This is a genomic window from Streptomyces sp. NPDC007875 (assembly GCF_042868035.1).
Classification (GTDB): domain Bacteria; phylum Actinomycetota; class Actinomycetes; order Streptomycetales; family Streptomycetaceae; genus Streptomyces; species Streptomyces antimycoticus.
On sequence record NZ_JBIADZ010000018.1, the window covers coordinates 64,421 to 77,276 of the forward strand.

The 12,856-nt window shown below is 72.7% G+C and carries 13 protein-coding genes; 6 read left to right on the top strand and 7 right to left on the bottom strand.

Annotation, left to right across the window (positions count from 1 at the left end; translation table 11 throughout):
* Positions 1 to 13 precede the first annotated feature (13 nt).
* The 3 genes from ACFYOY_RS31275 (at position 14) to thrS (ending at position 3,137) form a co-directional block, all read left to right on the top strand.
* On the top strand, positions 14 to 211 hold the full coding sequence (locus ACFYOY_RS31275; protein ID WP_351882958.1) for a ferredoxin: 198 nt from the start codon (positions 14 to 16) through the stop codon (positions 209 to 211).
* A complete protein-coding gene (locus tag ACFYOY_RS31280) occupies positions 208 to 1,428 on the top strand; it encodes an FAD-dependent oxidoreductase (RefSeq protein WP_351882956.1) in 1,221 nt (406 codons plus the stop codon). The genes ACFYOY_RS31275 and ACFYOY_RS31280 overlap by 4 nt, the downstream gene beginning before the upstream one ends.
* Positions 1,429 to 1,877: 449 nt before the next feature.
* Complete coding sequence (gene thrS, locus ACFYOY_RS31285; RefSeq protein WP_388591002.1) at positions 1,878 to 3,137, top strand: threonine--tRNA ligase; 1,260 nt, start codon at positions 1,878 to 1,880, stop codon at positions 3,135 to 3,137.
* Between the two features lie 230 nt (positions 3,138 to 3,367).
* On the opposite strand, the gene ACFYOY_RS31290 is transcribed toward thrS, so the two are convergent.
* The 5 genes from ACFYOY_RS31290 to ACFYOY_RS31310 form a co-directional block, all read right to left on the bottom strand.
* Complete coding sequence (locus ACFYOY_RS31290) at positions 3,368 to 4,513, bottom strand: serine hydrolase domain-containing protein (RefSeq protein ID WP_388590844.1); 1,146 nt, start codon at positions 4,511 to 4,513, stop codon at positions 3,368 to 3,370.
* 89 nt (positions 4,514 to 4,602) lie between these two features.
* The gene (locus ACFYOY_RS31295) at positions 4,603 to 5,145 is read right to left on the bottom strand and encodes a GNAT family N-acetyltransferase (protein WP_388590846.1); all 543 of its coding nucleotides are present in this window, start codon (positions 5,143 to 5,145) and stop codon (positions 4,603 to 4,605) included.
* A gap of 64 nt (positions 5,146 to 5,209) precedes the next feature.
* A complete protein-coding gene (locus ACFYOY_RS31300) occupies positions 5,210 to 5,785 on the bottom strand; it encodes an XRE family transcriptional regulator (protein ID WP_351882951.1) in 576 nt (191 codons plus the stop codon).
* Positions 5,786 to 5,912: 127 nt separating this feature from the next.
* Entirely contained in the window at positions 5,913 to 6,488 is a 576-nt protein-coding gene (locus ACFYOY_RS31305; RefSeq protein WP_388590849.1) for a hypothetical protein, read from the bottom strand.
* Positions 6,482 to 7,198, bottom strand: a complete 717-nt coding sequence (locus ACFYOY_RS31310) for a hypothetical protein (protein WP_351882947.1) — start codon at positions 7,196 to 7,198, stop codon at positions 6,482 to 6,484. Before ACFYOY_RS31310 ends, ACFYOY_RS31305 begins: the two co-directional genes overlap by 7 nt.
* Positions 7,199 to 7,324: 126 nt before the next feature.
* Between ACFYOY_RS31310 and ACFYOY_RS31315 the strand changes: the two genes are divergently transcribed.
* Complete coding sequence (locus ACFYOY_RS31315; RefSeq protein ID WP_351882946.1) at positions 7,325 to 7,900, top strand: GNAT family N-acetyltransferase; 576 nt, start codon at positions 7,325 to 7,327, stop codon at positions 7,898 to 7,900.
* Between the two features lie 11 nt (positions 7,901 to 7,911).
* Here the strand turns inward: ACFYOY_RS31315 and ACFYOY_RS31320 are convergent, their stop codons facing one another.
* The gene (locus ACFYOY_RS31320; protein WP_351882944.1) at positions 7,912 to 10,005 is read right to left on the bottom strand and encodes an MDR family MFS transporter; all 2,094 of its coding nucleotides are present in this window, start codon (positions 10,003 to 10,005) and stop codon (positions 7,912 to 7,914) included.
* 162 nt (positions 10,006 to 10,167) lie between these two features.
* Between ACFYOY_RS31320 and ACFYOY_RS31325 the strand changes: the two genes are divergently transcribed.
* Positions 10,168 to 11,163, top strand: a complete 996-nt coding sequence (locus tag ACFYOY_RS31325) for a peptidoglycan-binding protein (RefSeq protein WP_388590852.1) — start codon at positions 10,168 to 10,170, stop codon at positions 11,161 to 11,163.
* A gap of 143 nt (positions 11,164 to 11,306) precedes the next feature.
* Positions 11,307 to 11,957: an HAD-IA family hydrolase gene (locus tag ACFYOY_RS31330; RefSeq protein WP_388590854.1), complete on the top strand. Its 651-nt coding sequence runs from the start codon at positions 11,307 to 11,309 to the stop codon at positions 11,955 to 11,957.
* 112 nt (positions 11,958 to 12,069) lie between these two features.
* On the opposite strand, the gene ACFYOY_RS31335 is transcribed toward ACFYOY_RS31330, so the two are convergent.
* The gene (locus ACFYOY_RS31335; protein WP_351882938.1) at positions 12,070 to 12,651 is read right to left on the bottom strand and encodes a TMEM165/GDT1 family protein; all 582 of its coding nucleotides are present in this window, start codon (positions 12,649 to 12,651) and stop codon (positions 12,070 to 12,072) included.
* Positions 12,652 to 12,856: the final 205 nt, after the last annotated feature.

Genomic DNA, 12,856 nt, shown 5'->3' on the forward strand with positions numbered 1-12,856 from the left:
CAAGGGAGTCACCATGCGTGTGGAAGTCGATGTGCCCAAGTGTGTGGCGTCGGGCCAGTGCGTGATGATCGCACCCGATGTGTTCGACCAGCGGGAGGAGGACGGCATCGTGATCCTGCTGGACGAGCAGCCCGCGTCCGAACTCCACGCCGATGTGCGTGAGTCCGCGGTGGTCTGCCCGGCGGCGGCGATACGGGTGATCGAGAAGTGAAGCACGTGGTGGTCGTCGGTGGATCCGCCGCCGGTCTGGCGGCGGCGGAGACGCTGCGCCGGGAGGGGTACGAGGGCACGATCACGCTCATCGGCGATGAGCCGTACCACCCGTACGACCGGCCACCGCTGTCCAAGCAGATCCTCGGCAGGCAGTGGGAGCCCGACCGGGTGCCGCTGCGCGCGCCCGCCGATCTGGACGCGCTCGGCCTCGATCTGCGCCTCGGGGTCGCCGCGACCGGCCTCGACCTGGCGGGCCGTACGGTCGCGCTGGCCGACGGGGAGCGGGTGCCGTACGAGGGCCTGGTCATCGCCACCGGCGTCCGCCCGCGCCGACTGCCCGGCGGCGGGAACGGGGACGGCGACGGGGACGGCCACCGCGGGGAGCGCGCGCATGTGCTGCGCACCCTGGACGACGCCCTGGCCCTGCGGGACCGGCTGGGGCCGGGGCGGCGGCTGGCGGTGGTCGGCGCCGGATTCCTCGGCGCCGAGGCGGCCGCCGTCGCCCGGGGGCTCGGTACGGAGGTGACGCTGCTGGAACCGGCGCCGGTGCCGCTGGCCCCGGCGGTCGGCGAGCGGGTCGGACGGGTGCTCGCCCAGGCCCACCACGACCACGGGGTCGATCTGCGCACCGGGGTCATGGTGGCCGAGGTGGCCGACGGCGGGGTGCGGCTGGCGGACGGCACGCTCGTCGAGGCCGATGAGGTGCTGGTCGCGATCGGCTCGGTGCCCAACACCGGCTGGCTGGAGGGCAGTGGCCTCACCCTGGGCGACGGCCTGGAGTGCGATGAGTACAGCGCCGCCGCGCCGGATGTGTACGGCGCGGGGGATGTGGCCCGCTGGCACAATCCGCTGTTCGGTACGGCGATGCGGATCGAGCACCGGACCAACGCCACCGAACAGGGCATGGCCGTGGCCCGCAACCTCCTCCGCCCGGACGAGCGGCGGCCCTTCGCCCCGGTGCCGTACTTCTGGTCGGACCAGTACGACCTCCGGATCCAGGCCCATGGCCATCTGCGCGGCCACGAGGAGGTCGCGATCGTGGAGGGCGCCCTGGAGGAGCGGAAGTTCCTGGCCGTCTACCGCTCCGGGGACCGGGTGGCCGGTGTGCTGGCGGTCGGGATGCCCCCGAAGGCGATCCGCACCTGGCGGCAGGCGGTCGCGACGCGGGCCGCGTGGCGGGACGCGGTGGGGGAGCTGGTGCCGGAGGGGGCGTAACGGCCCGCGACCCGCGGCTGCGGGCCGTGGCGCTGCGGCCTGGCTGCAGGCCGTAGCCCAACGGCCCGGCTGCAGGCCCTAGCCCTGGCGGCCCAGTGCGGGCCGCGACCCGGCAGCCCTGCAACAGGCCGTAGCCCAACGGCCCAGTGCGGGCCGTGGCCCCGGCCACCAGCTGCGGGCCGCACCCCTGCAGGGCGGCACCGGCGGCCCGGCCGCAGGCCATAGCCCGACGGCCCCGCCGCAGCCGTGGCCCGGCGAGGCCCGTGCCCGGAAATTGCCGGGCGGGCCACGTCGGGCCTTGCTACGGTCATCGGCATGAAGCGCGCTGCCATCGCTGCCCTCGTTGCCATGACGACGACGCCGGAGAGTGTCCCGGCGCGCTGATCGATGTTCTGATCCGAAGCCCCGGGGCGAGTGCCCCGGGGCTTCGCCATGCGGTCACTCGTCCGATATCCACCGGCGTTCGCCACGTCGACGAGGAGACCGCGATGTCCGACCACCGCAAGCTGGGCCGTGAGCTGGGCCTGTTCGACACCGACCCGCTGATCGGCGCGGGGCTGCCGTACTGGCTGCCCGACGGCGCGACCGTACGGCACACCCTGGAGGAGTACATCCGCGACGCCGAGCGGCGGGCAGGCTACCGGCATGTGTACTCGCCGGTGCTCGGCAAACGGGAGCTGTACGAGCTGTCGGGACACTGGTCGCACTACAGCGACGACATGTTTCCCCCCATGGAACTGGGCGCGGAGCAGGTCGTCCTGCGTCCGAGCCTGTGCCCCCACCATGCGGTCATCTACCGCTCCCGCGGCCACAGCTACCGCGAACTGCCGCTGCGGATGGCCGAGTTGGGCGGGATGTACCGCTCGGAGCTGTCGGGGGTGCTCGGCGGGTTGACCCGGGTCCGGGCCATCCAGCTCAACGACGCCCATATCTTCTGCACCCTGGACCAGGTCGCCGACGAGGCGGGGGCGGCCCTGGAGATGATCCGTCGGGCGTACGAGGCGCTCGGCATCACCCCGGCCCGCTATCGGCTCTCCCTCCCGGGCCCCGGCGGCAAGTACGTCGCCGCCCCCGAGATGTGGCGTCGCTCGACCGCCCTGCTGACCGACGTCCTGGACCGCTCCGGTCTGCCGTACCAGGCGGTGGAGGGCGAGGCCGCGTTCTACGGCCCCAAGATCGATGTGCAGGTCGCCGACAGGGCCGGCCGGGAGTCCACCCTGTCCACCGTCCAGGTCGACTTCCACCAGCCCGAGCAGTTCGATCTGCACTACATCGGGCCGGACGGCGCCCGGCACCGTCCGGTCATGGTCCACCGCAGCATCATCGGCAGTGTGGAACGGGCCGTGGCCCATCTCATCGAGGAGCACGGCGGGGCCTTCCCCGCCTGGCTCGCCCCCACTCAGCTGGTGGTACTGCCGATCTCCGAGGCCGAACTGCCGCACGCCGAGGCGCTCGTGCGGCGGTGCGTGGACCTCGGTCTGCGCGCGGAGCTCGCCGGACCGGAACGCGGCAGCCTGGGCGCCCGGATCCGGGAGGCCCGCCTCGTGCCCTACCAGGCCGTCGTGGGCGCCAGGGAGGCCGAGGACGGCCGGGTGGCCCTGCGGCTGCGGGACGGCCGCCGGCTGGACCCGCTACCGGCCGATGAGGTGCCGGCCCGTATCGGCGCGCTGGTGAAGGCGCACAGCACCGAGCTGTGGGGTGCGGCGTAGGGGGTGTCCAACGGATCGTGACGCCTGCGGCGGGCTGCCCCCTCCCCGCCCCTTCCCGAAACAGGGGCTCCGCCCCGGGCCCCGCTCCTCAAACGCCGGAGAGGCTCCCGGTGGCAAACCCCTTCCCGCGGCATCGATAGGCGACTCCGCCGCGTGGCGGGGGCCTCGTGCCTGGAACGCGGGGTCTGGCGCGGGGCCCCAGTTTCGGGAAGCGGCGGGGTGGGGGCCGATCAGCCGCCCAAACACTCCCGCACGGCGGCGACGAGGCGGGTGGCGCGGGCGTCGCCGTGGCCGATCATGCGGTTGGTCACATAGGCGAATCCCACGCCGAACTCGTCGTCGCCGAAGGCGAACTGACCGCCCGCTCCGTCGTTACCGAAGCTGCGCTCCCCCAGCATCGGCCGGAAGGACGGCGAGTCGAGCAGAAAGCCCGAGCCCCAGCGCGCCCCCATGTCGAAGCCCAGCCATCCCTTGCCGGACGAGATCTCGCGGACCGCGTCCGTCACGGTCTCGGGGTTCAGCAGCCGCCGATGCCCCTCGATACCGGTCACGGCCGCCGCGTACAGCCCGGCGAGCCCGCTCGCCGACGCGGTGGCGCCCGCGCCGGGCAGCTCCATGCCGAGCAGCGCCGGGTCGTTCCAGCCGTGCGGCTCGTCGAGGCCGGGGAAGACCAGCGCGCCGTTCATGGTCACGATGCGGGTCAGCAGATGCTCGGGCCCCGGCATCCCGGGCCATCCCTCGGCCTCGACCAGCCGGGCCCGCCCGTCCATCTCCGCCGTCGGCAGCCCGATCCAGGCCCGCAGCCCCAGCGGATCCGCCACGGCCTGACGGAAGTACGCGCCCGGGGTGTGGCCGGTGATCCGCCGGATGACCTCACCGATGAGGAAGCCGAAGACATGGCCGTGGTATTCGTACGACGCGTCCGGCTCCCACAGCGGCGTCTGCCCCTCGATGGCGCGGATCACCGGCGCCCAGTCGGCGATCTCCTCGAACGTCAGCACCCGGTCGAGCACAGGGACCCCCGCCCGGTGCCCGAGGACCATCCGGCAGGTGATGGCCTCCTTGCCGAACCGGTCGAACTCCGGCCAGTACCGGCTCACCGGGGCGTCGAGGTCCAGCCGCCCCTCCTGCGCGAGGAGGTGGGCGCAGACGCTCACGATGCCCTTGGCGCACGAGAACACCGGCACGACGGTGTCCTTCTCCCACGCCCGTCCGCTCCCCTGGTCCGCGACCCCGCCCCACAGCTCCACGACCTTGCGTCCACCGGCGAAAACGGTGACCGCCGCCCCGAGTTCGGGAAACTCCTCGAAGTTCCGCGCGAACACCTCGGCGACACCACCGAACCCCTCATCGGTCCACCCGCTGTACCGCTCCATCGCGCCCCGCCCCTTCATGGCCCCTGCCTGAACCTGCCTGATCACAACCGCGCCACCGTAGGCCGTGGCCCGTCCCCGGTACGACCGATTTACGACCCGGTCGGCGTCGTGAGGTGTTTGTAGAAGAAGCTGCAGTCCTCCAGGGAGCCGTCCGGGTCGGCGGCGTAGGCGGGGACGATGCCGTAGCGGGTCCAGCCCTCGGCGCCGTAGACCCGCTCGGCGGGGCTGCCGGTGCGGGTGTCCAGGAGCAGGAGGGTGACCCCGGCGGCGGTGGCGGCGGCTTCGGCGGTGGCCAGGAGGGCGCGGGCGATGCCCTGGCCCCGGGCCTCGCGATGGACGATCAGTTTGAGGAGCTCGGCCCGGTGACGGCCGTTGGGCTTCTGGGAGAAGGCCAGGCTGACGGTGCCGGTTATGCCGTCGGCGTCGTGGCAGACCCAGACGGCCAGGGCGCCGCCGGCCACCGCCGGGGTCTGCGTCTGCCACCAGGCCGCGGCGGTCTCATGGTCGAAGGGGGCCAGGAAACCCATGGAGGCACCGTCGTCGACGGCGTCGACCAGGAGCTCGGCCAGGCCCTTGACGGTGTCGGGGAAGTCGGCGGCGGTCAAGCGGTCGATCCGGTGTGGTGCGGGCACGGGGTGCTTCTCCTTCTGCGGGGTGGGGCCGGGGGTCTCGCGGTGCCGCGGTATCGCGGTGCCGCTACGGCAGGACGACCATCAGCGCGTAGCGCACCGGATCGGGGCCCACGCAGCGGAATCGCGAGCTTCCCCACAGCCGGAACCGCAGACAGTCCCCCGCCTCGAGCTCGTACGCCTGGCCGTTGGCCGTGATCTCCACCGCGCCCTCCAGAACCCAGATGTGCTGCTCGACGCCCGGGACCGGTGGTCCGTCGTACGCGATGTCCGCGCCCGGGCGGAGCGTGCCCTCGACCACCTCGCCACGCAGCCCCGCATGCGGCGGGGACACCGAGCGGCGGGCGAACCCCGAGGTCTCGTCCCGCCACACCGGCTGCGCGGCGGCGCGCACCACCTGGGGCGGCTCCGCCTCCACCTCGGCCAGCAGTCGCGACATCGTGCGCCCGTAGGCCGCGCACAACGTGTTGAGCAGGGCGGCGGTCGGGCTGAGCTCGCCGCGTTCGAGACGTGACAGCGTCGAACGGCTGATGCCCGTCCGCCGCGCCAACTCGTCCAGCGACCAGCCTCGTTCCCTGCGCAAGTCGCCGAGGCGGGTGGCCAGACGGGCCTCCAGCGGTTCGGCGATCTCCGGGTCTCTCATATTCGAGAAGATATCCCAGAAATGGGAGATGGCCACCACCCGGAGGGGATCCGGGCGGTGACCAAGAGGTGGCCCCGGTGGCTTTGACTGTTTTGCCGGCGCTGGGCGTATTGGTGGTGTTGGGCGGTCAGATGCTGATGAGGCGCTCCAGCACATTGCGGTAGCCCCGCATCGCCAGCCGCAGCTCTTCCGTCTCCGAGATGACCGCGTCATCCTCGTGCCAGGCGGCACGGAGCGTGCCGCGGCGTTCGGCCAGGAGATCGGCGAGCCGGGTGGCCACCTCCGCGAGCAGGGCATCGGCCTCCTCGACGGCGCCGCGTGGGGAGTCGACGAAGCCGGTGACGGCGTACCGCAGCCGCTGGGCCAGCATGTCGTGCTCGCTTGTCGGCAGCACGGGGAAGCTGGGGCCGTTCGGGGTGTTCGGCTGCTCGGCGGACGACCCGGGCGGTCCGGACGCCCCGGACGGCTGTCGTGTCGTCGGCTCCGTTCCGTTCGTCGGCCGCGTTCCGTTCGACGGCCGCGTTCCGTTCGACGGCCGCGTTCCGTTCGTCGGCATCGGCGAGTGCCAGGACGTCATCGGATCCGCCGCTTCCCTGTTGTCCCTGTTGCCCACCCCCTGGGACAGCGGCGCCACTTCATGCTTCTCCAGTCCATGGCGCCGCCGGCCGCCGTGCTCCGCCGGGTCGCTCGGGTCCGTCACCACGCGCCGCCCTTCCTGGTGTGGCCGAACCGCGTATGGCCCGTCCCGGCCCTGGTTACGGATCCGGTTCCGGTACCGGTCCCGGGCAGCCACCGGCGCAGTCCGCTTCCGCTCCGCCGCTCGCCGTAGGGCCGGCGTGCGGTCTCGGGGCCGGTCGTGGCGCCGTGGTGCGGGGGCCTGACCAGGTCCTCGAAGAACGGCCGGGCGTGCACGATGGCCTCGCGCAGCTCCTCGGTGTCCGCGCGCCCCTCGCGGGCGAGGCCGGACGTGTCATGGATCTGCCGGTAGCCCTGCACGTGCTCGGCGTGGTGCACGGACAGCGCCGCCACCTGCTCCTCGTAACGGTCCGACGGATAGCCGCGGTCGTGGGCGAGGCGGGCCAGCAGTCGATCGGCGCTGGTCACCGCGCGTTCCGGAGACTCGATGAACATCTCCTGCACGGCCGCCCACTCGGCCACGTACCGCTCGCGCAGCTCACCGGGCAGGGGCTGGGTCCTCAGATCGCCGTACATCCGCAGCCGTTCGTCCAGCTCCCGGTGCGCCGCCTTGGTGTCGCCCGCGTGCTGGGCGACGTTCAGTTCGTACTCGGGCCCGAAGCGGCGTCGCAGAGCGCGTTCCCTGCGGCCGGCGCCCGCACGGACGACGCGGATGATGAGCGCGGCCGCGAGGACGACCGCGACGACAACCACGATGCTGATTACAGCAGTTGACATGGTCTGCTTCTGCCTTCCCGCTCGCTTCCCCCTCCGCGTTCGGGGGGCTCCTTTATTCGGGTAGCCCGGTCTTCGGCCCTCAAACTGCGATGCGTGAGGCGGGTGGTGGGTGCCAGGATGCCGACCATGACGAGTACGCCACGTGCCCACGCCGGTTCGCGCGCCTTCGCCTCCCCCGCGACGGAGCCGACGAGGGGCTGGACGATCGCCGCCCGGCCCGTCGGCGATCCGGTCTCGGCCCTGCTGCTGCGCGAGTACCTCGTCGATGTCGCGGACCGCTACTACCAGCTCCACGAGGAGCGGGACTCGACCCCGGAGGAGATCGAGCAGGCGCTCGCGGAGATGCCCAGCGACGATCTCGCCCCGCCGCGGGGGGTCTTCCTGCTGGCGCATCACGACGGTGAACTCGCCGGCTGTGCGGGGGTGCGACTGCTGGACGGGCATACGGCGGGACTGAAGCGTGCGGCGGAGCTGAAGCGGGTGTACGTACGGCCCGCCAAACGGGGGCTGGGCGGCGGCTCCGCGCTGCTCGCGGCCGTCGAGACGGCGGCGGGCGAACTGGGCGCCGAGCGGATCGCGCTCGACACCCGCCTCGACCTGGTCGAGGCCCGCGCGCTGTACGCGCGGCATGGGTACCGGGAGGTGCCGCCCTTCACGGAGGGGCCGTACGCCGAGGTCTGGATGGCCAAGGAACTGGGCTGAGGCCCCCGAGGTCAGGGCGTTCGCGGTGGCGGCGGGCGGCGGTGGTCGGGGCGGGGCGTTTCCTCTCTCGGCTGTTCCGCGTCGGAACCGCACAGCTCATGCGTCAGCTCGTCCACCAGTTCGCTCAGGTCGGTCGGGCGGCCGGGCGACCACCAGTCGCCCAGGAGTTCCGCGAGGGACGCCTCGCGGGCCCGGTAGAGCCTGAGCGCGACCTCGCGGCCGTCGTCCGTGAGGATCAGGTCCAGTCCGTAGCGGCGGCCCAGGCCGCGCTCCTCGATCTGCCGGGCCGCCTCGGTGATGGCCCGCAGCGGTACGGGCGAGCGCTCGGCGAGCATCGCGGGTTCGACCGAGCCGTAGTGCTGGATGCGCAGCAGCATCCAGCTCGCGGCCGGTCCGAGGTCGAGGCCGGCGCGTCGGGTGATGTCGACGTAGATCTTCCGGCGGCCCTCCCGGCTGCCGAGCAGGGACAGTGCCCGGGCGCACTCCTCACGCGAGGAGCGTTGGACGGGGTTGCTGGCGAGTATTTCGCTGCCGTCGGGCGCGGTGACGCTGCCGCGCAGCGGCTCCTCCCGGAGGTACCAGGCGAGGAGGAAGGCGAGCAGCACGACCGGCACCGCGTACAGGAAGACATCGGTGATGGAGACGGAGAACGCGTGCCGCACCGCCGCCCGGTCCACCGGGGGCAGCCGGCCAAGGCTCCGGGGGTCGGAGGTGAGGGCGCCGGGGGTGATACCGGGTGGCAGGCGTCGTCCGGCGAGGGCGTCGGCGATATGGGGGCCGAGGTTGTTGGCGAAGATCGTGCCGAAGACGGAGACGCCGAACGAGGCGCCGATCGAGCGGAAGAAGGTCGCGCCGGAGGTGGCGACGCCCAGGTCTTGATAGCTGACGGAGTTCTGCACGATCAGCACCAGCACCTGGATGACCAGGCCGAGACCGCAGCCGAAGACGAAGAAGTACGCGCTCATCTCCGCGACCCCGCTGGACTCCCGCAGCTGGTGCAGGAGCAGCAGGCCGACGGCGGTGATCGCGGTGCCCAGGACCGGGAAGACCTTGTAGCGGCCGGTGCGGCTGACCAGGTGGCCGGAGACGGTGGAGGACAGGAGCGTGCCGAGGACCAGCGGCAGCAGGTGGAGACCGGACGTGGTCGGTGAGACGCCCTGCACGATCTGGAGGAAGGTCGGCAGATAGGTCATGCTGCCGAACATCGCGAAACCGACGATGAAGCCGATGACCGCGCAGAGCGTGAAGGTGCGGCTGCGGAAGAGCGTGAGCGGCAGCACCGGCTCGGCCGCGCGGGACTCCACCCGTACGAAGGCCGCCAGCAGCGCCATGCCGACCACCGCGAGCCCGATGATCTGCCAGGACCCCCAGCCGAAGGTGACCCCGCCGAGGGAGGTCATCAGCACCAGCGCGGCGGCGACCGCGGCGATCAGGAAGGTGCCGAGGTAGTCGATGGTGTGCGAGGTGCGACGCACCGGGATCTGCAGCGCGGAGGCGACGACGAGGAGGGCGACGATGCCGACGGGCAGGTTGATGTAGAAGACCCAGCGCCAGCTCAGATGGTCGACGAACACCCCGCCCAGCAGCGGCCCCAGCACACTGGCGGCGCTGAAGACGGCACCGAAGAGGCCCTGGTAGCGGCCGCGGTCACGGGGCGGGACGATATCGCCGACGATGGCCATCGACAGGACCATGAGGCCGCCGCCGCCCAGCCCCTGCAGCGCGCGGAAGGCGATGAGTTCCGCCATGTTCCCGGCGAGCCCGCACAGCGCGGAGCCGATCAGGAAGATGACGATCGCGGTCTGGAAGAGCTTCTTGCGGCCGTACTGGTCGCCGAGCTTGCCCCACAGCGGGGTGGCCGCGGTCGAGGCGAGCAGATACGCGGTGACGACCCAGGACAGATGCTCCAGGCCGCCGAGGTCGCTGACGATCGTGGGCAGCGCGGTGGAGACGATCGTCTGATCGAGCGCGGCGAGCAGCATGCCGAGCAGCAGCGCGCCGATGGCCACGCGGACCGTGCGCCGCGGCCGGCCCTCTCCCGGGCCGGGGGCCACGGCGTCAGGGGCTCCTGGGGTCGGAGCCGGGCTGCCGCCGTCCCGCGCCATGGCGACTCCTCCTCGCTCCTCCGTTCCCTCTTCATCCTCACCCCATCCTCACCTTTATGCCCTGTTACGGCCCGCCGTGCCGGTCCGCACGGCGGGCGAACACCTGCGCGGAAGGGGATCGGATGCGCATAATCGCTGCGAACTCCAGGGAGGGAAAGTTCCGTGACGGCAGAGTCCTGCCCGCACTGCTTCGCACCGGCGCGCGCCAACGGCCGCCCGGGCTGTACGTGTGCCGAACGCGCCGCCGCGTCCACCGCGACGGCAGGCGAGACCGACGACCAGACCCATCCGCATCCCTATGCGACGCCCTCGGAGGAGCGCCCGGGCGGGCCCGATCCGCGTGATCTGCGTCTCTTCGAGGAGGCGGAGAGGAAGAAAGCGGAGAAGGAGGAGGCGGGGAAGGGGGACACCGAGGAGACGCGGGTGATCGACCGCGTCGAGGAGAGACCCGGCGGGAGCGAGGCGGACGGCGACGCCTTCGCCGAAGGAGGCGCACCGGGGGAGGAGCCCGGCCCCGCCCGGCACCGCAAGAGCAAGCGCAGGGTTGTGGCGGCCGTGCTCGCGGGGGCGGCGGCCGTGGCCGTGGCCGGTTCGCTGGCGGTCGGCACCGGTCTGCTCGGCGGTGACCACAAGGAGGACGGCGGCGGCGCGAGCGACCGCACGCTGGCCGACAGCACCGCCAGCGCCCCGGTCGAGGAGGAGCTGCCGACCGCGGAGGACGGCCCGTCGTCCGGCACCCCCTCGCCGAGTGCCACGGCGCGCCCGTCCGCGTCCGGCTCGGCACGGGCGAGCGCGCCCCCGAGCGAGACGGGCCCCTCGGCCACCGCCCGCCCCTCGGCGTCGGGCTCCGCGACCGGCTCGGCGACGAAGCCCGCGCCGACCGCGTCCGGCAGTCCGACCTCCGCCCCGTCCGATCCCCCCGAGCCCACCGGCCCGCCGGCGCTGCGCGAGGGCGACAGCGGGCCCGAGGTGGCCGAGCTGCAGAAGCGGCTGTCCCAGCTGCTGCTCTACATCGGCGCGGCGGACGGGGACTACGACGCCGGGGTGCGGAGGGTGGTTTCCAGCTACCAGGACCAGCACGACATCACGGGCGATCCGGATGGTGTCTACGGCGAGAACACCCGCCGCGACCTCGAATCCAGAACCAACGAGCCGTAGAGACGAGCCGTGCGGGGGCCACCCCCCTGGCGCATATGGGCCACGCTTTGTATCGTGAAGGAACAAAGTGGTTCCGCCCGCTTCCCCTGACCGGCGGGCGGAGCCGCTTGTGTTTCTTTCCGCGCTCGCGCCCAGGAGTCTCGATGTCGCTCACCGCCCGCGCACTCCTCCTCGACATGGACGGCACCCTGGTCAACTCCGACGCCGTCGTCGAGCGCTGCTGGCGGCGGTGGGCGGCCGAGCAGGGGCTGGACGCGGAGAGCGTGCTCCAGATCGTCCACGGACGGCAGGGCCACGCGACGATGGCGGTACTCCTCCCCGACCGGCCGGTCGAGCAGAACCTGGCCGACAACCAGCGGATGCTGGAGTGGGAGACCACCGATCTCGACGGCGTCGTGCCGGTGCCCGGCGCGCCCGCCTTCATGGCCTCGCTGGCCGGCCTTCCGCACGCCCTGGTGACCTCCGCCGACAAGGGGCTCGCCGGCGCGCGCATGGGCGCCGCCGGGCTCACGATGCCGGAGGTGCGGGTCACCGCGGAGTGCGTCGGCGCGAGCAAGCCGGACCCGGAGGGCTTCCTCAAGGGCGCGGCCGAGCTGGGCTTCGCCCCCGCCGACTGTGTCGTCTTCGAGGACTCGGAGGTCGGCATCGCGGCGGGCCGGGCGGCCGGGATGCGGGTCGTCGGCGTCGGACCGCGCGCCGCGGCGCACGCCCCGGACGCCCATGTGCGGGACCTGGAGCAGGTGCGGGTCGAGGCCCTGCCCGACGGCACCCTGCGGCTGCACATCTCGGACTGAGCGCCGGCGCCCCAGCCCCCGGCTGCCCGGCGCCCCACGCCCTCGGACGCCCGGGGAGCCATGCCCCCGGACGCCCGGGCGCACCAGGCGGACGCCCGGGCGCGCGGCCCGCTCAGGCCGCTATGGCCTCGTACAGGCTGAATCCGCCCAGCGCCAGCATCACCAGGGCCGCGACCTTGGTGATCAGCCGCAGCGGTACGTACCGCATCAGGGTGCGGCCGCCCACGATGCCCAGCCCCGCGACGGCCCACAGCGCCAGCACCGCGCCCACGCCCACCGACAGCGGGTCGTCGTAGCGGGCGGCGAGGTTGGCGGTCATGATCTGGGTCAGATCGCCGAACTCGGCGACCAGGATCAGCATGAAGCCCGCGCCGGACACCTTCCAGAAGCTCTGGTCGGCAGGCTTGCGGACCTCCTCCTCCCCGTCGTCCTTCTTGAGGAGCAGCATCGTCGCTCCCCCGAGGAAGAGCACCCCCACGATCGCCTGCAGCAGCCGGTGCGGCAGCAGGGTGAGCACACTGCCCGCCGCGATGGCGAGCCCGACATGGAGGGCGAAGGCGGCGGCCACGCCGACGAAGACGTACGAGGCGCGGTAGCGGGTGCCGAGCATCAGCCCGGCCAGGGCGGTCTTGTCGGGAAGTTCGGCGAGGAAGACGACGCCGAAGACCACGGCGGCGACGGTGATGCTGAACACGGAATGGATACCTCGTAGATCGGGCCGCACCCAAGGGCCCCGGGGAGGGATCGCTTCGGCACGGCAGCGTCGGACACTGCGGCCGAAGGTCTCGCTGGCGCACGGCCTCCGCGTCACGCGGTGGTCCCGTACGCTCCGGGCGCCGGCCCGCACCACGAGGGGCGGGCAGTATGTCGACGGTCCGGCGAGGAGCTACTCCCCTTCT

Coding starts and splice junctions, on each gene's coding strand:
- ACFYOY_RS31275 (WP_351882958.1), top strand. CDS start 14: ATGCGTGTGGAAGTCGATGTGCCCAAGTGTGTGGCGTCGGGCCAGTGC.
- ACFYOY_RS31315 (WP_351882946.1), top strand. CDS start 7,325: ATGACGAGTACGCCACGTGCCCACGCCGGTTCGCGCGCCTTCGCCTCC.
- ACFYOY_RS31330 (WP_388590854.1), top strand. CDS start 11,307: ATGTCGCTCACCGCCCGCGCACTCCTCCTCGACATGGACGGCACCCTG.
- ACFYOY_RS31310 (WP_351882947.1), bottom strand. CDS start 7,198: ATGTCAACTGCTGTAATCAGCATCGTGGTTGTCGTCGCGGTCGTCCTC.
- ACFYOY_RS31320 (WP_351882944.1), bottom strand. CDS start 10,005: ATGGCGCGGGACGGCGGCAGCCCGGCTCCGACCCCAGGAGCCCCTGAC.
- ACFYOY_RS31300 (WP_351882951.1), bottom strand. CDS start 5,785: ATGAGAGACCCGGAGATCGCCGAACCGCTGGAGGCCCGTCTGGCCACC.
- ACFYOY_RS31290 (WP_388590844.1), bottom strand. CDS start 4,513: ATGGAGCGGTACAGCGGGTGGACCGATGAGGGGTTCGGTGGTGTCGCC.